At 66.0% G+C, this 18,466-nt stretch carries 16 protein-coding genes; 6 read left to right on the forward strand and 10 right to left on the reverse strand.

The genetic code is table 11. From position 1 onward, the window contains the following. Nucleotides 1-87: 87 nt before the first annotated feature. The gene (gene helR / locus AB0L57_RS05935; protein WP_364957870.1) at nucleotides 88-2,280 is read right to left on the reverse strand and encodes an RNA polymerase recycling motor ATPase HelR; all 2,193 of its coding nucleotides are present in this window, start codon (nucleotides 2,278-2,280) and stop codon (nucleotides 88-90) included. A 327-nt stretch (nucleotides 2,281-2,607) separates the two neighbouring features. Here helR and AB0L57_RS05940 point away from each other — a divergent pair, with 327 nt between their 5' ends. After that, a complete protein-coding gene (locus AB0L57_RS05940; protein ID WP_364957873.1) occupies nucleotides 2,608-2,877 on the forward strand; it encodes a hypothetical protein in 270 nt (89 codons plus the stop codon). A 49-nt stretch (nucleotides 2,878-2,926) separates the two neighbouring features. Here AB0L57_RS05940 and AB0L57_RS05945 read toward each other — a convergent pair whose 3' ends face one another. Next, nucleotides 2,927-4,300, reverse strand: a complete 1,374-nt coding sequence (locus AB0L57_RS05945; RefSeq protein ID WP_364957875.1) for a hypothetical protein — start codon at nucleotides 4,298-4,300, stop codon at nucleotides 2,927-2,929. Between the two features lie 121 nt (nucleotides 4,301-4,421). Between AB0L57_RS05945 and AB0L57_RS05950 the strand changes: the two genes are divergently transcribed. Then, a complete protein-coding gene (locus tag AB0L57_RS05950; RefSeq protein ID WP_364957878.1) occupies nucleotides 4,422-6,032 on the forward strand; it encodes a ubiquinol-cytochrome c reductase cytochrome b subunit in 1,611 nt (536 codons plus the stop codon). 76 nt (nucleotides 6,033-6,108) lie between these two features. Here the strand turns inward: AB0L57_RS05950 and AB0L57_RS05955 are convergent, their stop codons facing one another. Next, on the reverse strand, nucleotides 6,109-6,318 hold the full coding sequence (locus tag AB0L57_RS05955) for a DUF397 domain-containing protein (RefSeq protein WP_364959264.1): 210 nt from the start codon (nucleotides 6,316-6,318) through the stop codon (nucleotides 6,109-6,111). 398 nt (nucleotides 6,319-6,716) lie between these two features. Between AB0L57_RS05955 and AB0L57_RS05960 the strand changes: the two genes are divergently transcribed. Further along, nucleotides 6,717-7,187 carry a DUF309 domain-containing protein gene (locus tag AB0L57_RS05960; RefSeq protein ID WP_364957881.1) on the forward strand — a complete coding sequence of 157 codons (471 nt, stop codon included), beginning with the start codon at nucleotides 6,717-6,719 and terminating at the stop codon, nucleotides 7,185-7,187. Beyond that, nucleotides 7,184-8,104: a tRNA glutamyl-Q(34) synthetase GluQRS gene (gene gluQRS, locus AB0L57_RS05965; protein WP_364957883.1), complete on the forward strand. Its 921-nt coding sequence runs from the start codon at nucleotides 7,184-7,186 to the stop codon at nucleotides 8,102-8,104. The genes AB0L57_RS05960 and gluQRS overlap by 4 nt, the downstream gene beginning before the upstream one ends. Nucleotides 8,105-8,119: 15 nt before the next feature. On the opposite strand, the gene AB0L57_RS05970 is transcribed toward gluQRS, so the two are convergent. Further along, nucleotides 8,120-8,662 (reverse strand): DUF4190 domain-containing protein, encoded by a 543-nt coding sequence (locus AB0L57_RS05970; protein WP_364957886.1) that lies wholly within the window; start codon nucleotides 8,660-8,662, stop codon nucleotides 8,120-8,122. Between the two features lie 145 nt (nucleotides 8,663-8,807). Between AB0L57_RS05970 and AB0L57_RS05975 the strand changes: the two genes are divergently transcribed. Next, nucleotides 8,808-9,485 carry a queuosine precursor transporter gene (locus tag AB0L57_RS05975; protein WP_364959266.1) on the forward strand — a complete coding sequence of 226 codons (678 nt, stop codon included), beginning with the start codon at nucleotides 8,808-8,810 and terminating at the stop codon, nucleotides 9,483-9,485. A 29-nt stretch (nucleotides 9,486-9,514) separates the two neighbouring features. On the opposite strand, the gene tgt is transcribed toward AB0L57_RS05975, so the two are convergent. The 6 genes from tgt to AB0L57_RS06005 form a co-directional block, all read right to left on the reverse strand. Then, entirely contained in the window at nucleotides 9,515-10,762 is a 1,248-nt protein-coding gene (gene tgt, locus AB0L57_RS05980) for a tRNA guanosine(34) transglycosylase Tgt (RefSeq protein ID WP_364957889.1), read from the reverse strand. 112 nt (nucleotides 10,763-10,874) lie between these two features. After that, nucleotides 10,875-12,821 (reverse strand): ABC transporter ATP-binding protein, encoded by a 1,947-nt coding sequence (locus tag AB0L57_RS05985; RefSeq protein WP_364957893.1) that lies wholly within the window; start codon nucleotides 12,819-12,821, stop codon nucleotides 10,875-10,877. Beyond that, nucleotides 12,818-12,967 (reverse strand): hypothetical protein, encoded by a 150-nt coding sequence (locus AB0L57_RS05990; RefSeq protein ID WP_364957896.1) that lies wholly within the window; start codon nucleotides 12,965-12,967, stop codon nucleotides 12,818-12,820. The genes AB0L57_RS05985 and AB0L57_RS05990 overlap by 4 nt, the downstream gene beginning before the upstream one ends. Then, a complete protein-coding gene (locus AB0L57_RS05995; RefSeq protein ID WP_364957899.1) occupies nucleotides 12,964-14,700 on the reverse strand; it encodes an ABC transporter ATP-binding protein in 1,737 nt (578 codons plus the stop codon). Before AB0L57_RS05995 ends, AB0L57_RS05990 begins: the two co-directional genes overlap by 4 nt. Before the next feature lie 105 nt (nucleotides 14,701-14,805). Further along, nucleotides 14,806-15,291 carry an Rrf2 family transcriptional regulator gene (locus tag AB0L57_RS06000; RefSeq protein WP_364957902.1) on the reverse strand — a complete coding sequence of 162 codons (486 nt, stop codon included), beginning with the start codon at nucleotides 15,289-15,291 and terminating at the stop codon, nucleotides 14,806-14,808. Then, nucleotides 15,291-15,878: a helix-turn-helix domain-containing protein gene (locus AB0L57_RS06005; protein WP_364957905.1), complete on the reverse strand. Its 588-nt coding sequence runs from the start codon at nucleotides 15,876-15,878 to the stop codon at nucleotides 15,291-15,293. Before AB0L57_RS06005 ends, AB0L57_RS06000 begins: the two co-directional genes overlap by 1 nt. A 206-nt stretch (nucleotides 15,879-16,084) precedes the next feature. On the opposite strand from AB0L57_RS06005, the gene AB0L57_RS06010 reads away from it, so the two are divergent. Beyond that, complete coding sequence (locus AB0L57_RS06010) at nucleotides 16,085-18,460, forward strand: MMPL family transporter (RefSeq protein ID WP_364957907.1); 2,376 nt, start codon at nucleotides 16,085-16,087, stop codon at nucleotides 18,458-18,460. Nucleotides 18,461-18,466 lie beyond the last annotated feature (6 nt).

Genomic DNA, 18,466 nt, shown 5'->3' on the forward strand with positions numbered 1-18,466 from the left:
GCGGTGCCGATATCGCCCGAGGGGTGCCCGGTGCCGGCAGTACGCTGCCGGCACCGGGCGGGCGCCGTCGGCCGGTCCGCGAAATCGCTAGGCGGGCTGTCTGTTTCCGGCCGCCACACCCAGTTCGGTGAGCCCCGCCAAGGCGTGCGGTAGCGGTTCCGTGTGCAGGACACCGAGGCGCTGGGTGGCGCGGGTGAGGGCGACGTAGAGTTCGGCCGCACCGCGCCCGCCGGTGTCGAGGATGCGCTCCGGCTCCACCACGAGCACCGCATCGAATTCCAGTCCCTTCGTTTCCGAGGCCGGGACGGTCCCGGGCACACCGGGCGGGCCGATCACGATGCTGGTCCCCTCGCGTCCGGCCTCATCGGCGACGAAATCTTCGATGGCAGCGGCCGTTTCGTCCGCTGTGACCCGCCGGGACCACGGCTGCACACCACAGGCGCGAACCGATTCCGGCGGTTGCACACCAGGTGCGAAATCGGCGAGCACCGCCGCGGCGACCGCCATGATCTCCGCGGGGGTGCGATAGTTCACCGACAGCGTCCGGTAGCGCCAGCGGCCCGGGACATACGGCTCGAATACGGTGTCCCACGATGTCGCACCGGCCGGTGATCTGCGCTGTGCCAGATCACCGACCACCGTGAAGGCACGTCCGGGACAGCGGCGCATGAGTACCCGCCAATCCATCGCGGACAGTTCCTGCGCCTCGTCGACGACGACGTGCCGGTAGGTCCAATCCCGGTCCGCGGCAGCGCGTTCAGCCAGTTCGCGGGTGTCTCGCTCGGTGAAGCGATCGGCCAGATCCTCGGCGTACAGCAGATCGGTGGCGAACAGATGGTCCTCGTCGTCCATCATGTCCGCGCGGTCGGTCATCAGGTCCAGCACCCCGGCGGCGTACTGCGCCTCGGCCGCTCGTTCACGCTCGGCGGTCCGATCGGCCGGCTTGTCCGGGCCCAGCAGGTCGACCAACTCGTCGAGCAACGGCACATCCGACACGGTCCAGGCATCGCCTTCTTCTCGCCACAACGCCGGGTCCGCACCGGCCGCCCGCAACCGCTCGCGTGAGGAGTACAGCGTGGCCAGCAGCTCGCGCGGGGTGAGAATCGGCCACAGCTGATCGAGGGCGGCGGCGAACTGATCGCTGTCCGCGAGTTCCGCGGTCAGGTCGGACCGCATGTCCTCCCACGCGTCCCGATCCTCGCGGGTGAGCCAGCCCTTGCCGATTCGTGCGATCGACCGTTCGGTGAGGACATAGGTGATGATCTCGCGGAACTTCGCACGCGCCTCGTTGTGTGGCAGTCCGCCGGCGCGGGCCTCCGATCTGGCCCATTCCGCCGTCTCGGCATCGATGCGCGCGGTGACATCGGCCAGCTCGACGGTGATCGGCTGCTCCGGCAGGCGCTGCCGATCGGCGATCGCGGCCGCCAGCACCCCCAGGATGGCGAGCGAGCCCTTGAGCCGGGCGGCCTCCGGGGTGTCGTCGGCTGTGCAGTGCAGACCCGGTACGAGGTCACCGGTGGTGGTGAACACCACGTCGGTCTCGCCCAGTGACGGCAGCACCCGGCCGATGTGATTCAGGAACTCCGGATTCGGCCCGACCACGAGCACCCCGTGCCGCTCCATCTGCTTGCGCTGGGTATAGAGCAGATAGGCGACCCGATGCAGTGCGACGACCGTCTTACCGGTCCCCGGACCGCCCTCGATCACCAGCACACCGGGGTGATCGAGCCGGATGATCTCGTCCTGTTCGGCCTGGATGGTGGCGACGATGTCACGCATTCCCGCACCGCGGGGCGCGTTCACCGCCGCCAGCAGAGCCGCGTCCCCGCGCTCCCCCGCACCGGGACGACCGAAGACCTCGTCGGTGAATTCCGCCACCCGTCGCCCACGCGATCGGAACTGCCTGCGCCGCCGCATGTTCTCCGGGTTGGCGGCGGTGGCGACATAGAACGCCCGCGCCGCCGGCGCCCGCCAATCGAGCAGCAGCGGCTCGAATTCGTTCGCCTGATCGAACAGGCCGATGCGGCCGATATAGGACGGCTCACCCGCGACCGTGTCGAGCCGGCCGAAGCACAGTCCGTTGTCGGCCACCTCCAGTCGCCGCACTTCCCGGGCCAGCGCTCGCACCTCCGCATCGCGCTCCACGAGCGCCGCACCACCGCGCAGCGCGGCCTTGTGACCGGCCCGCGCCCGGGCCCGCTCGGCGTCCAGTCGCTCGTAGAGTCCGGCCACATAGCTGTCCTCGGAGCGCAGTTCGTCCTCGTACCCCTGATCAGACATATGTCCCTTCCCAGCTACCACACGATCACCCGTTTCCGCTGGTTGCGGCCACGGCGCAATAGTGTGCGGCATGACCGGGGCCTTGCCGCAAGCCCCCCTGTCGGCTATATATTGAATACGGAAAGAGGTGTCGACCTTCTTCCACAATCTCTTGGGCACTTCACGACACAGGCGTCGCGCGTTTCCACGCCCCGGTCACACCATCCCACGCACCCGTCGCGGCGTAGCTCGAAGGTTCGCGGGTACCGTGCAGCAGGTCCGGAGCAACATGGCAGAGCGGTGTGGTCACCGTCGGTGATACGCGCCCACCGGACCGGGGAGGGATACATGATGCGCTACGCCGACGACACCGATACGTACCTCGACCAAAAAGTGCGTGAGCTGCACGCCGCGCTGGATCGCACCGATGGCACGGGCGCGCTGCGGGCCCTCGGGGATATTCGCCGCGCGGTCGGACCGGATGCCGGCACCGGCCGGGTCCTCGATCGAGATCTCGAATCACGTTCCGGGGAACCGGAATCCACGTACCGGCTCACCTTGATCACGATCGCGGTCGTGTTGTTCATCGGTGCGTTCATCGCGATCCTCGCACGCTGAGGCGCAGCGCGCCGACGGGTACGAGCGATACCGGGCCCGCCGGAATCGGTTATCCCCGTAGCCGATCGGCGACATCACGCAGGGCCGCGCGCAACAGCTGGGCGTATTCGTCCACATCGGGCAGCACCCGGGGATCGGCGTGGATGGATACCGTGACTGCCCGCCCGAGGCCGTGCAGGCCGTGGGTCAGATGCATGACCGCGCCGAGAGCGGGGAAGCCGGCGGTGAAGCGGACCGCGCCGCCCGCGATCGAGAGATCCGCCGGACCGCGATCGACACTGGAAAGTACCGTGTGGCCCGATATTCGGGCCGGAATCGAGTCGAGCGGGAAGTTCGCGAGATCGCGACGCAGGACCGGGGCGGGCAGTGCCGCGGTGACGTGGTCACGGGCCGACTGCAACGGATGGGTCGCACGGGCGCGGCGTTCGGCGAGAGCCCGGGCGATGTGGCCGGCCCGGCGGCACAGGTCCGGCTCGGCCGCTGCGAGATCGACGGTGACGTCACGATAGTTGTTGCGTGGGTGAGTTTTCGGACCGCCCGCAGGATCGGCCGGGGGCCGCCCCGCGACCGAGACCTGTGCACCGAGGCGCTCGGCGGGCTCACCCCGGCCGCCGAGGTAGCCGCTCATCGCGACCGAGATGGCCGTGAGTGCGACCACCGTGACCGTATGCCCGGGAACGCGCAGCTGCTCACCCACGATCATCCGGACGCTCCGGCGCGCGGGAGCAGGCCCGCGATTCACGAGAGTCGGCTCGAAATCCGGTGCCGGCCCCGGTATCTCACCCGCGGCGGCGAGCCGCTCCATTTCCGATCCGGCACGTGCGGCGGCGAAACCACGAACGACCGTGCGCGCGAGACCGAACGGGAGCCCGAGCAGCGCCGCCCCCTCGGTGGCGATCTCGCCGAAACGACGCGATCCCGAACCATCCACAGAACTCCCCAGGTCCGGGCCGGTCTCCCCCAATCCGGTCAGCAGTTCACGAGCGATCGCGGCCGCCCGTCTTCCATCCGCCAGCGCATGCGAAAGTTGCAGCACCACAACGACTGCCGGGCCGGACCCGCCCGGTGCCTGGCGAATTCCGCGGAACAGGTGCAACCGCCACACATATCGTTCGGCGGGCAATCCGTCGCCCAGCAGCTGCCCCACCGCGGCTTCCACATTCGTCCACAGCGGCTCACCGAGGTTGTGCACGACTATTTGTGAGTCGTCGAAATCGCTGGGCTCCCAGTCGGGATAGGCGAATCGATGTTCGCGGATCCGCAGCCGCAGATCCGGAATCCGCGCGCTGCGCTCGATCACCGCCGCCCGCAACCAGTCGTCCGAATATCCGGCGTCGTCGAAGCAGTACAGCAGGAACAGATCGTTGCGGGCCCGGCGCGACAACCAGAACCCGGTGGCATCCCGGGGCGTCAGACATTCCACCCGCCGACCCTATCCACAGCTGTCCACAAATTCCTGCATCGAAGCTATCGACGCAGGTCATAGCTAGTGCTACGCTCTGTAGTAGTAACGAACTCTCGATGCCCGGGGCGGGGTGCCAACCATGACAGTTCGAGAATTTCGCGCGGCCGGACGAGCCGACGCCATCGATCAGAGATACCGGGCGGCCGGCTTCGTGAAGCGGTCCATCAACAAGGTCTTCCCGACCCACTGGTCATTCCTGCTGGGCGAGATCGCGCTCTACAGTTTCGTGATCCTGCTGCTGTCGGGCGTCTATCTGACACTGTTCTTCGACCCATCCATGACCGAGGTCGTCTATCACGGCTCTTACCAGCCGTTACGCGGTGTAACCATGTCGCGCGCCTACGAGTCGGCACTGAATCTGTCATTCGAGGTACGCGGCGGCTTGTTCGTGCGGCAGGTACATCACTGGGCCGCACTGCTTTTCGCCGCATCGATCATCGTGCATCTGTGCCGCGTCTTCTTCACCGGCGCGTTCCGCAAACCTCGCGAGGGGAACTGGGTGGTCGGCTGTCTGCTGCTGATCCTGGCGATGTTCGAGGGATTCTTCGGTTACTCACTGCCCGACGACCTGCTGTCGGGAACCGGACTGCGCGCCGCGTTCGCGGGAATAACCATGGGAATTCCGCTGATCGGCACCTGGCTGCACTGGCCGATGTTCGGCGGCGACTTCCCCGGCACGATCATCCTGTCGCGTCTCTACGTCGCGCACATACTGCTGTTCCCCGGCATCATGCTGGCGCTGATCGCAGCACACGTCGCGATCGTCTGGTACCAGAAACACACCCAGTTCCCCGGCCCGGCCCGCACCGAGAAGAACGTGGTGGGAACGCGAATCGTGCCGGTGTTCGTTGTGGACCAGGGCGCGTTCTTCATGTTCACGCTGGCGGTGGTCGCCATCCTGGGCGGGGTCGCGCAGATCAATCCGATCTGGAATCTCGGCCCCTACAACCCGGCTCAGGTCTCGGCCGGCACCCAGCCCGACTTCTACCTGATGTGGACCGACGGCTTCCTGCGCCTGTTCCCGCCGTGGGAGCTGTATCTGTTCGGGCACACCGTGCCCGCGGCCTTCGGCGTGGTGGTTCTGATGACACTGGTGTTCACGGCGCTGATCGGCTACCCGTGGATCGAGAGACGACTGAGCCACGATCGCGCGGCACACAATCTGCTGCAGCGTCCGCGCGATGTACCGGTACGCACCGCGATCGGCGCGATGGCGCTGGCGTTCTATCTGGTGCTGACGCTGGCCTGCGTCAACGACATCATCGCGCTGAAATTCCAGATCTCGCTCAATGCCACGACCTGGTTCTTCCGGATCGCGATGCTGACCGTTCCACCGCTGGCGTATTTCCTGACCCATCGGATGTGCCTGGCGCTGCAGCGTGCCGATCGGGCGGTTCTCACCCACGGGATCGAGACCGGGATCCTGCGCCGGTTGCCGCACGGTGAGTACATCGAGATCCATCAGCCGCTGGGCCCGGTGGATCCGAAGGGGAAGCCGGTGCCGCTGGAATATCAGGGTGCCGCGGTGCCGAAGAAGGCCAATCGGCTGGGGCTGGCCGGTTCGCCCGGTAGCGGCAGTTTCCTGCGGCCGGATCCGCCCGCGCAGCGCGAACAACTCGACGCCGCCGAACACGATCAGGAGCAGCGCCGGATGTCGGCGCTGCGCGGCGGGCCCCCCGCCCGGCACTGACCGGCACATCGAATCGACCGGTGCACAGCAAGGCCCCGGGTCATCCGACCCGGGGCCGTCTTCGATCGGCCGCTGATCAGGCGGTGCCGAACCGCCCGGCCGTCACACCCGATACGAACGCATCCCACTCACCGGGTTCGAATGCGAGGATGGGGCCGCAACCACGCTCTTTCGTATCACGAACCCCAACATTGCCATCACCCAGAAAAGCAACTTCTACGCAGTTTCCATCGGGACCGCTGTATTTACTCTTACGCCACACCGCGCCAGCAAAATCAACCTTCATCACTGCCTCTCCTCAACCATCGTAGATAACGCAAAAAGCCTTCTTCGCTCGGCGGGAACCGTACCCCCGAAGCGGGGCGCGCTCCCACGATGCGCCTGGTCACAGCGCACAAACTATACAATTCACCGACCAACTCACGAGGCGCACACCGCCATGGTGGCCCTCGGGGCGTCCCCCCGGGAGAGCACCCTAGCAGCACGATACAAACATCGCGCACATCGTATGAGATTCAATCATTCGAATTGTGCATGAGAATTTTCATTCACTATTAGCGGAGAAATTGCCAAATGACCGGAGAACGATCCGGTAAACAAATCCGTCCGTATAGAAATACTGCCGGTGACCGGCTGGAAGGCACCCGATAAACCACGCGGTCACTCTGGGTGGATCATGGGTTTGTGCTGGAACGAGATCGCGACGATACCGGACACGCCCGAAATGCCCGTCCTCGGGACCGATTCGGGCGACCGCTACCGCCCGGAAGTGTGGGGGTGGCCCGAATTCCGGATGATCTCGACCTTCCCGCAGACGAAACCCTGGACTACGCCCAGCGCCTGCTCGACGAGGGTCTGGCCTTCAACGCCCATGAGGTCCTCGAGGCCGCCTGGAAGAACGGCCCGTTCGCGGAAAGGATGCTGTGGCAGGGCCTGGCCCAGTACGCAGTCGGCCTCACACACATCCAGCGCGGGAATCCCAAGGGTGCTCGCACCCTGCTCGAGCGGGCGATCGGTCGCTTGGGGACCATCCCCGAGCCGCCGTACGACATCGACGCGAACGGCCTCATCGCACATGCTCGAGGTCTGCTGAGCGAACTCGACGCCGGCCGGGCCATCCCCGAAGCCACCCTGTGCCCGCGGTTGCGCGGATGATCCCGCACACCGCCGGCGCCGGCCGCTTCGCGCCCAGCCCGTCCGGCGATCTGCATCTGGGTAATTTGCGTACCGCGGTGCTGGCCTGGTTGTTCGCGCGCTGCTCGGCCCGCAATTTCCGGCTCCGGATCGAGGATCTGGACCGGGTGCGGCCGGGTGCACAGCAGCGCCAGCTCGACGATCTCGCCGCCATCGGAATCGACTGGGACGGCCCGGTCGCCCGGCAGTCGGACCGCACGCGGTACTACGACGAGGCGATCGACCGGCTCACCGCGGCCGGGATGACCTATGAATGTTATTGCACGCGAAAGGAAATCCAGCAGGCCGTCACGGCGCCGCACGGACCGATGGGCGCCTATCCCGGTACCTGCCGCGATCTCGATACCGCCGATCGGGCGGCCAGACGCGCACAGGGCCGGCCACCGGCCCTGCGCTTGCGCTCACGGACAACGGAATTCGAGATCGCCGACGAGATCCACGGCAGTTATCGAGGCGTGGTCGACGATTTCGTCCTGCGCCGCGGCGACGGGACCGCGGCGTACAACCTCGCCGTCGTGATCGACGATGCCGCACAGGGTATCGATCAGGTGGTACGCGGTGACGATCTGCTGCCCTCCTCCCCCCGGCAGGCCTACCTCGCCACCGAGCTGGGGCTCGCGGTCCCCCGCTACGCGCACGTCCCCCTGGTGCTCAACACCGACGGCGCCCGGCTCGCCAAACGCGACGGCGCGGTGACCCTGCGGGACCGGACGGCTCGCGGTGAAACACCGCGGCAGGTGTTCGCGCTGCTGGCGGCATCGCTCGGTTACCACGGCGAGACGCCGCGCGCACTGCTCGACCAGTTCACCCCCGCGTCGGTGCCCCGCGCGGCGTGGATTCTGGACCCCGAGCATCCGAATCCACTCCGCCACCACTGAGGTCGCGGCTGCCGGTCAGGTCGACACCGCGATGTTGATGATGACCCAGACGATGGCCACCACGATGCCGAGGGCACCGACGCAGATGCCGGCGATCGCCATTCCGCGTCCCTGGCCGCCGCGCTCCTTGATCTGGTTCAGCGCGATGACACCCAGGATGATCCCGACGATCGACCCGATACAGGTACACAGGCCCAGCACCGAGGCGATCAGCGAGCCGATGGCCAGGCCGTTGGTCCCCTGTTGCGGCTGCGCGTATCCGTAGGGCTGATATGGCGCCGCATTCGGATAGCCGTAGGCGGGCTGACCGTAGGGCTGTGGTTGTGGTTGGGGCTGGGGATAACTCGGATAGGACGGCGGCGGCGGACCGGGCTGCGTCGGCTGATGCGGCATCGGCTGACCGGGTGCGGAGTGATAACCCGCCGGCGGCGGAGTGGCCGGGGGCTGCTGCGGAGCCGAGGACTGCGGCGGTACCGACTGCTGGCCGCCCGAATCGGACGACACGCCTTCCCCACCGTACTGTTTCCACCATTCGTCGGAATCGCCGGGATTCGTCATTGGAACAGCCTATTCCACCGAGGGTCGGTGCCGGTATTGTGCACTGGTCGTGAGCGAGACACGAGAAACGACACCGACCGGGGAGTCTGGACGCCCCGCGGTCGAACACGCAGCATTCGCGCAGGCCGCGGGGAGTCCCTTCACATTGATCGTGACACTGTTCACGGCCACTCTGATGATCTCCAACATCTGCGCCACCAAAGGCGTCCAGTTCTTCACCGGCCACGAGATATCCCTCGGCCCCATCGACATCCTGCCGATCACCACCGACGGTGCCTTCTTCCTGTTCCCCCTGGCCTACGTGATCGGCGATGTGCTGAGCGAGGTCTACGGCTTCAAGGCCGCCCGCCGGACCATCTACTACGGCTTCGGCATGCTGATCCTGATGGTGGTGTGCTTCTGGATCGCCATCGGCCTACCGGCCGCCGAGTTCTACGACGGTCAGGACGCCTTCCGCACCGTCGCCGGTACCACTCCGCAGCTGGTCGCCGCCGGACTGGCCGGCTACGTGGTGGGCCAGTTCCTGAATTCGATGACGCTGGTGCTGATCAAGGAGCGCACCAAGGAGAAGCATCTGTGGGCCCGGCTGCTCGGTTCCACCGTCGCGGGCGAATTCGGCGACACCCTGATCTTCTGCTCGATCGCGGCCACCGCCATCGGGATCGACACCTGGGGCGCGTTCATCAACTACGTGATCGTCGGGTTCGTGTGGAAGACCCTGTGCGAGGTGCTGGTCATGCCGATCAGCTACCGCGTCATCGCCTATCTGAAGAAGAAGGAACCCAGCTACGCGCCGTTGGACAGGCCGGCGCTGCACAGCTAGGAATCCGCTCGCGGGCCGGTCCCGCTCCGCTACTCGAAGCGGATCCGGCCCTGCCAGCGACCGAGGAACTCCGTCTTGAACTCGTCGTAGTACCCGCCGTCGATACTCGCGCGGATATCGTCGACCAGGCGAATCGTGAAGCGCTCGTTGTGGATCGTGCACAGCGTGGCGGCCAGCATCTCCTTCGCCTTGAACAGGTGATGGATGTAGGCACGGGTGTAGTGGGCGCAGGTGTAGCAGTCGCAGGTGTCGTCGATCGGAGTGAAATCGCGGCGGAAACGACTGGTGTTGATGTTGAATCGGCCCGCGCGGACATAGATCGCGGCATTGCGGGCCACCCGGGAGGGGTTGACGCAATCGAAGGTGTCGGCCCCGTTCTCGATGGCGACGAAGAAATCCTCGGGCTCACTGATACCCAGCAGATGCCGCGGTTTGTCCTCCGGCAGTTCGGCACAGCACCAGCCGACGATGGTGCCGAGATTGGCCTTCTCCAGCGCACCGCCGATACCGAAACCATCAAAGGCCGAACCCGTTCCGATACCTCGCATCGCATCCAGATCACGAGAGGCCTTGCGGCGCAGATCCTCGTATTGCGCGCCCTGGATCACCGCGAACAGCGCCTGGTACGGCCGGTGCGATCGCCGCGCGGTGAGGCGCTCGTGCTCATCGATGCAGCGCTGCGCCCACTCGTGCGTGCGCTGCAGTGATTTCTCCTGATAACCACGGGTGTTGAACAGGGTGGTCAGCTCGTCGAAGGCGAACATGACATCGGCGCCGAGACGGTGCTGAATGCCCATCGAAACCTCCGGAGTGAACCGATGTTTCGAGCCGTCCAGATGGGAGCGGAAGGTGACACCGTCGTCGTCGACCACGGCGAGGCGCTCCTTGCCCTTGGCGATCACCTCATCGCTCTGTACCCCGACCGCCTCCATCGCCAGCACCTTCTTGAAACCGACGCCCAGCGACATCACCTGGAACCCGCCGCTGTCGGTGAAGGTGGGGCCGGGCCAGTTCATGAACCGGCCCAGCCCGCCGGCCTCGTCGACGATGTCGGAACCGGGCTGCAGATACAGGTGGTAGGCGTTGGCCAGCAGCGCCTGCGCCCCGATCTCGGCCATCGTCTCCGGTAGCACCGCCTTGACCGTCGCCTTCGTGCCGACCGGGATGAAGGCCGGGGTGGCGACGTCACCGTGCGGTGTGCTGATCACCCCGGTGCGGCCGTGCCGACCGGGCAGCCGGGTACCGATGGTGAAGGCGAACTGGGTGGGATCGGACACGCCGTCATCCTGCCAGGCGGCCGCGATCACGATGCTCCGAGTCCCGGCCGGTCACCGACGACACGACGGCCCCGCTCCGGATACCGGGGCGGGGCCGTCGTCGCTGCGACGTCTACACGGCGTCGACGGTTTCCTCGTCGACCAGATCCTGATCCACCGCCGCACCCGCGAACTGTGCGTTGTAGAGGCGGAAATAGGCGCCGCGGCCGGCGAGCAGGCGATCGTGGGTGCCCTGTTCGACGATGTGCCCCGCTTCCATCACCACGATCAGATCCGCATCGCGGATGGTCGAAAGCCGGTGCGCGATGACGAAACTGGTGCGATCGCGGCGCAAGGCCGCCATGGCCTGCTGTACCAGCAGTTCGGTGCGGGTGTCGACCGAACTGGTGGCCTCGTCCAGGATCAGGATGGTGGGTTTGGCCAGGAAGGCGCGGGCGATGGTGATGAGCTGCTTCTCACCCGCGCTGACGCCGGACCCCTCCTCGTCGATCACCGTGTCGTAGCCCAGGGGCAGCGAGTGCACGAAGCGATCCACATAGGCCGCGCGGGCGGCCGCGAGAATGTCCTCCTCGGTCGCTTCCGGATCGCCGTAGGCGATGTTCTCCCGAATCGTGCCGCCGAACAGCCAGGTGTCCTGCAGGACCATGCCGATCCGCGAGCGCAGCCGGTCGCGGCCGATGGTGGTGATGTCGACACCGTCGATGGTGATCGCGCCGGAATCCAGTTCGTAGAACCGCTCGAGCAGATTGACCAGGGTGGTCTTACCGGCACCGGTGGGGCCGACGATGGCGACCACATGGCCGGGCTCGGCGACCAGCGACAGATCGTCGATGATCGGCTTGTCGGCCTCGTAGCGGAACGACACCGCGTCGAATTCGACCCGGCCGCGATCGATCGGACGCGGGTCCTGATCGCGTGGGTCGGGGATCTGCTCCTCCGCGTCGAGGATCTCGAAGATCCGCTCCGCGGAGGCGACACCGGACTGCAGCAGATTGATCATCGAGCCGATCTGCGTCAGCGGCTGGCTGAACTGGCGCGAGTACTGGATGAACGCCTGCACCTCACCCAGCGACAGATTGCCCGAGGCCACCCGCAGACCACCGACGACGGCGATCAGCACGTAGTTCAGGTTCCCGATGAACATCATCACCGGCATGATCAGCCCGGAGATGAACTGCGCCTTGAAACTGGCCTGGTAGAGCTTGTCGTTGCGCTTGTCGAATTCGGCGCCGACCTCGTTCACACGGCCGAAGGCGGTGATCACCTCGTGACCGGTGAAGGCCTCCTCGACCTGGGCATTGACCTGACCGGTGTACTTCCACTGATCGATGAAATGCGGCTTGGACCGCTTGGCGATCTGGGCGGTGACGATCACCGCGGCCGGCACCGTGAGCAATGCGATCAGCGCCAGCAACCACGAGATCCAGAACATCATGATCAGGATGCCGATCACCGACAGCACCGACATGACCAGCTGACTCATGGTCTGCTGCAGGCTCTGCGCCACATTGTCGACATCGTTGGTGACGCGAGACAGCACATCGCCGCGGGCATTGGTGTCGAAATACTTCAGCGGCAGCCGATGGATCTTGTCCTCGACCTCGCTGCGCAACCGCTGCACCGCCCGGTTGATCACGGTGGCCAGCAGATACGCCTGCAACCAGTTGAACAACGCGGCCAGAATGTAGAGCACCAGGACCAGCACCAGCACCCGGCCCACCGCGCCGAAATCGACGCCGTGACCGGGATTGATGTTCATCGAGGAGAGCATGCCCGCGAGCCGGTCCTGGCCCTGCTCGCGCAGCGAGGCCACCGCCTGATCCTTGGTCAGGTCGGACCGGAACTGTTTGCTGATGACACCGTCGAAGATGAGGTTCGTGGCCTTACCGAGGATCTGCGGGCCGAGCGTGTTCATCACGACCGCCGCGACCGTCAGCAAGAAGATCACGGCCACGAAGATCCGGTCCGGCGCCAGCCGCGCGAGCAGCCGCTTCAACGTGGGTCCGAACGACTTGGCCTTCTGCCCCGGAGCACCGGGCATAGGAGCCCCCGGCCTCATCGGGCCGCCTCCTGTGTCTTGCGGGACACCCGCACCCGGTTGGCCCGATCAGCGGCCACGCGACAATAGCTCATCGGGCCGCCCTGTGTCTTGCGGGACACCCGCACCCGGTTGGCCCGATCAGCGGCCACGCGAAAATAGCTCATCGGGCCGCCTCCTCTGGACTGAACTGCGATTCCACGATCTCCCGGTACTCCTCGCATTCGCGCAACAGCTGTTCGTGGGTGCCGAGGCCCACCATGGCACCGTCCTCGAGGACGACGATCTGGTCGGCATCGCGGACGGTCGAGATGCGCTGGGCCACCGTGATCACCGCGGCCTCGCGAGTGTGCGGCCGCAGCGCGTCGCGCACCCGGGCATCGGTCGCGACATCGAGGGCGGAGAAGCAGTCGTCGAACAGATAGATCTTGGGCTTCTTCACCAGGGCTCGGGCAATGGCCAGCCGCTGCCGCTGCCCGCCCGACACCGTGGTGCCGCCCTGGGCGACCGGGGTCTGCAGGCCCTCGGGCATCTCGCGCACGAAATCGGCCGCCTGCGCGATCTCCAGTGCCTCCCAGAGCTGTTCGTCGGTGGCCTCGGGATCGCCGTAGCGCAGATTGTCCGCGACCGTGCCGGAGAACAGATAGGCCTTCTGCGGTACCAGGCCGATCTGGGAACGCAGCAGATCCATATCGAGCTCTCGTACCTCGGTACCGCCGACCCGGACCTGCCCCTCGGTCGAATCGATCAATCGCGGGATGAGATCGACCAGCGTGGTCTTACCCGATCCGGTGGAGCCGACGATCGCCGTGGTCTGTCCGGGTTCCACCCGGAAGGTGATGTCGCGCAGCACCGGTTCGTCGGCGCCCGGGAATTTGAACTGCGCCCCGCTCAGCTCGACGATGCCCGGATCTGCGGCGAAGGGCTTCGGCACGGCCGGGGGCACCACCGAGGAATCGGTCTCGAGCACCTGGGCGATGCGTTCGGCCGAGACCGCCGCACGCGGCGCGATCATCGCCAGGAACGAGGCCATCATGACCGCCATCAGAATCTGCATGATGTAGGACAGCAGCGCGGTCAGCGAGCCGATCTGCATCGAACCCGAGTCGATGGCGTGCCCGCCGAACCAGATCACCGCGACCGTTGTCAGGTTGCTGATCAGCATCACGACCGGGAACATCAGCGCCGCCAACCGGCCGACGAACAACGAGGCCGAGGTCAGCTCGTCGTTGGCGACACCGAAGCGCGCCACCTCGTGCCGTTCCCGCACGAAGGCCCGCACCACGCGGATACCGGTGATCTGCTCGCGCAGCACCCGGTTCACCACATCGATGCGTTCCTGCACGCGCCGGAAACCGGGCACCATGCGGGTGATGATCAACCCCATGGTCAGCCCGAGAATCGGCACGGCGACCAGCAGGATCCAGGACAGGCCCAGATCCTGGCGCAACGCCATCACGATGCCGCCCACGCACATGATCGGGGCCATCACGACGATGGTCACGCTCATCACGATCAGCAGCTGAACCTGCTGCACATCGTTGGTGTTGCGGGTGATCAGCGACGGCGCGCCGAAGATGCCGACCTCACGGGCCGAGAAGGTGCCCACCCGGTGCAGCAGTGCCGCGCGCATCTCCCGACCCGCACCCATCGCGGCCTGTGCGCCCAGATAGACCGAAAACGCCGAGGCCACGATCTGTACCCCCGACACCAGCAACATCCACAGACCGGTGGTCCAGATGTAGCCGATGTCACCCTTGGTGACGCCGTTGTCGATGATGTCGGCGTTCAGGCTGGGCAGATAGAGCATGGCGATGACGGAGATGAGCTGCAGCACAACAACCCCCACCAACTGGGTGCGGTAGGGGGCGAGAAAGGCGCGCAGCAACCGGATCAACATGATGGGTGCAGGCTACCGGTATTCCGGGCCGTTGTCGGCCACATTTTTCCGTCGGCGAAACCGCCCTGACCGGCACCGTCGGGTGCTCACCGATAGCGGATTCGACTAATTTCCGGATGCCGGGACAACCGGCGCCGGCCGCCGTGTCCAGGCGCCCGGATCGGCGGTGAGCCCGGTGATGAACTCCGGCAGCTCGTCCTGGGCGATGTCCGCGATCGACACCTGTTCCAGTACCGCACGGATGTTCACCCGCAGCGCGATCCACACCCGCTGCAGCGGGGCGGCCACACCGGAGTACTCCACGTCCTCGGGCCGTTGCCCGCGCACCGAGGCCAGCGGCCCCTCGACCGCGCGGATCACATCGGCCACACTGATCCCCTCGGCCGGGCGCGCCAGCCGATAGCCGCCGTCGGGACCGCGCCGGCTGACCACCAGATCGGCCCGGCGCAGTTCCGCGGCAATGGATTCCAGAATCTTCGGCGAGATCCCCTGCGCCGTGGCGATCGTCTCCGCCTTCACCGCATCCGGTTGAGCGCGAGCGATTTCCAGCAGAATGCGGACCGCGTGATCGACCCTCGCCGTGACGTGCACTAGCGCGGCCCGGTCAGCACGGTCAGCGCGGCGGCGAGCAGCACCCGTTCGATCTCGGCGTCGGCCGCGTCGGGTACCAGTTCCTTCGACCACAACACCGTGCTCAGCACCTCCAGTGCGGCACTGGCCCGCAACAGCGTCTCATCGGTGGGATCGGGCCCGGCCAGCCAGTGACACAGCCGCCCGTGCATGTCGAGCAGATCGGGATAGCGGTCGCCGATGGCATTGACGATGGCCACGGTGTCGCGCACACACATCGTCCCGGCGGTGCGATGGCGCAGCATCGTCCGCAACTGGTGTTCGAGAACCTCGCGCGAGCGCTGCGGACTGTAGGGCACACCGTCGAGTTCGTCGACGACACTGTTCATGTCGTCGAAGATCGGCTCGATGATGGCCAGCAGCAGATCCAGCTTCGATGCGTAGTGATAGTAGAGCGACGCCTTTGTGATTCCCACCGCATCCGCGACCTCCCGGAGGCTGGTCTGCTCGAAGCCCTTGTGGGAAAACAGCCGGATCGCCGCCTCGCGAATCGCGTCCTTGGTGCTTTGACCTGCGACGACTGATCCGGAGGTACTGCGGGCGCTCATGCGACGATCCTCTCATCAAGCGACGGAAGCGGAGGGCATGCCCCGAAAATCGAGGTTGGTCCTCCGCTTATCGATTCGGTAGTCTACCTACCGCACGGTAGGCAGAGCACGTCGATGTAGGCGGATCGCAGTGCGGCGTCCGCAGTAGTGCTGTCTACGGAGCGTGAACTCAGCACCGCAAATCAGCTATCGCTAGGAGATACCGCGTGTCCGTGTACCTCTATCGGTGGGGGAAGTTCGCCTTCCGCCGAAAATGGATCGTGTTACCGGTCTGGTTGCTGATCTTCGTGATCGTCGGCGCTGTCGGCGTCGGGCTGAAGACGCAGAGCCAGGACAACTTCAACATGCCGGGGCTGCCGTCGCAGAAGGCCACCGACATCCTGGACAAGGAATTCCCGGGCGCCTCCGAAGCGTTCAAGTTCGACGCGGTGACCGGCACCTACGTGGCGAAGCCGGATCACGGCAAGCTGACCGACCCGGACAACCACAAGGCGCTGCAGGCGCTGGTCCAGAAGATCAACAACCTCGACATCGTCGACAAGACCAAGATCAAAGCAGACCCCGCGCATCCGGGCACCCTGATCGATCCGGTCACCGCGACGACGGCGATGGGCTGCACCTCGGGTGATCGCACCAACCCCGACTACATCGCCAAGTGCGGGCTGGCCCCGCTGAATGTGCTCGGCAAGAACAACAATGCCGACACCGTCGCCTACTTCACCGTGCCTTTCAAGATCAAGTCCTTCTCCGATCTCACCGAGGCGCAGCAAGAAGAGGCCTACAACGTCGCCGACGAGGCCCGCCAGGCCGGGCTCCAGGTGGAGCTCAGCGGCAGCATCGCCACCCAGCAGATGGAGACCGGCGGCGCCTCGGAGATGATCGGCTACGTCGTGGCCTTCATCGTCATGATGGTGGCCTTCGGCGCACTGCTGGCCGCGTTCGTGCCGATCGTGACCGGCATCGTCGGCGTCGGCATGGCCGGCGCGCTGATCATGGCGGGTACCTCCATCGCGGACATCCCGAACTTCACCACCGTGCTGGCCTCGATGATCGGCATCGCGCTGTCCATCGACTACGCGCTGTTCATCGTCTCGCGGTACAAACACGAACTCGCCGTCCAGGATTCGCCCGAGGAAGCGGCGGGTGTGGCCATCGGCACCGCCGGCTCCGCGGTGGTGTTCGCCGGTATGACCGTGATCATCGCGCTGTGCGGGCTGAGCATCGTCGGCGTGAGCTTCCTGACCTGGATGGGTCTGGGCGGTGCGCTCGCGGCCTTCTTCGCGATCCTGGTCGCGCTGACGCTGCTGCCCGCGGTGATGGGTGCCACCGGCCGCTTCCTGTTCAAGCCGAAGCTGCCACTCGTCGCCCGCACCGATACCGAGGACGACGATGCCGTCACCAACGGCAAGCGCTTCGCCCGGATCATCGCCAAGGCTCCGTGGCTCACGCTGGGCGCCAGCGTGATCGTGCTCGGCCTGCTCGCCGCACCCGCGGTGAATCTGAGCCTCGGCCTGCCCGGTGAGGACAGCCAGCCCAAGACCACCACGGTCCGCAAGGCCTACGACATGCGCACCGAAGGTTTCGGCGAGGGCAGCAACGGCACGCTGATGGTCGTCGCCGACCTGACGAAGGTGAAGCCGGAGCAGCGCGAGGAAGCCGTCACGGCATTGCACGACAAGCTGGCCGGGTACCCGGGCATGGACTTCGTGACCATGCCGGCCACGAACAAGGTCGACCCGAAGACCAAGACCGCGGACTACGCGAACAGCACCGGTGCGCAGATGACCGCCGTGCCCACGCACGGGCCGAATAACGAGGACACTCAGGACCTGGTGAAACACGCCAGGGACGCGGAGTCCGAGCTCAACGCGAAGTACGGCATGGAGTACGGCATCACCGGCACCACGGCGATCTACTCCGATGTGTCGAATGCCCTGCTCGGCAAGATCGTTCCCTATATGACGATCGTGGCGATCGCGGCCTTCCTGCTGCTGGTGCTGGTGTTCCGCTCGATTCTGGTGCCGTTGACGGCAGCCCTCGGCTTCCTCTTGTCGATGGCGGCCACCTTCGGCGCGACCGTGCTGATCTTCCAGCAGGACAAGCTCGGCCTGATCGGTGATCAGCATCCGATCGTGAGCTTCCTGCCGATCATGTTGATCGGCTTGGTCTTCGGCCTGGCCATGGACTACCAGGTCTTCCTGGTGACCCGCATGCGCGAGGAATACGTCCACGGCAAGTCGCCGAAGGAGGCCATGATCTCGGGCTACCACCACGGTGCCCGGGTGGTCACCTCCGCCGCCATCATCATGATCTCGGTCTTCGCCGGATTCGTGCTGATGCCGGATGTGACCGCGAAGTCCATGGGCTTCGCACTGGCCGCGGGCGTGCTGTTCGACGCCTTCCTGGTCCGCATGGTGCTGATCCCGTCGCTGCTGGTCCTGATGGGCAAGTGGGCGTGGTGGATGCCGAAGTGGCTGGAGCGGATCCTGCCGGACATCGACGTCGAGGGCACCAAGCTGCGCGAACTGCAGCAGCGCAACCGCGACGAAGCGGCCGAGAAGGAACCCGTGCCGGTCGGCTGATCGCCG

The sequence above is a fragment of the Nocardia sp. NPDC052254 genome (genome assembly GCF_040679495.1).
Classification (GTDB): Bacteria; Actinomycetota; Actinomycetes; order Mycobacteriales; family Mycobacteriaceae; genus Nocardia.

Excerpts from the sequence above, each read along its gene's own strand:
- AB0L57_RS06005 (WP_364957905.1), bottom strand. The coding sequence starts at position 15,878 with ATGAGCGCCCGCAGTACCTCCGGATCAGTCGTCGCAGGTCAAAGCACC.
- AB0L57_RS05950 (WP_364957878.1), top strand. The coding sequence starts at position 4,422 with ATGACAGTTCGAGAATTTCGCGCGGCCGGACGAGCCGACGCCATCGAT.
- AB0L57_RS05985 (WP_364957893.1), bottom strand. The coding sequence starts at position 12,821 with ATGAGGCCGGGGGCTCCTATGCCCGGTGCTCCGGGGCAGAAGGCCAAG.
- AB0L57_RS05990 (WP_364957896.1), bottom strand. The coding sequence starts at position 12,967 with ATGAGCTATTTTCGCGTGGCCGCTGATCGGGCCAACCGGGTGCGGGTG.
- AB0L57_RS05970 (WP_364957886.1), bottom strand. The coding sequence starts at position 8,662 with ATGACGAATCCCGGCGATTCCGACGAATGGTGGAAACAGTACGGTGGG.
- helR (WP_364957870.1), bottom strand. The coding sequence starts at position 2,280 with ATGTCTGATCAGGGGTACGAGGACGAACTGCGCTCCGAGGACAGCTAT.
- AB0L57_RS05955 (WP_364959264.1), bottom strand. The coding sequence starts at position 6,318 with ATGAAGGTTGATTTTGCTGGCGCGGTGTGGCGTAAGAGTAAATACAGC.
- AB0L57_RS05995 (WP_364957899.1), bottom strand. The coding sequence starts at position 14,700 with ATGTTGATCCGGTTGCTGCGCGCCTTTCTCGCCCCCTACCGCACCCAG.
- gluQRS (WP_364957883.1), top strand. The coding sequence starts at position 7,184 with ATGATCCCGCACACCGCCGGCGCCGGCCGCTTCGCGCCCAGCCCGTCC.
- AB0L57_RS05940 (WP_364957873.1), top strand. The coding sequence starts at position 2,608 with ATGATGCGCTACGCCGACGACACCGATACGTACCTCGACCAAAAAGTG.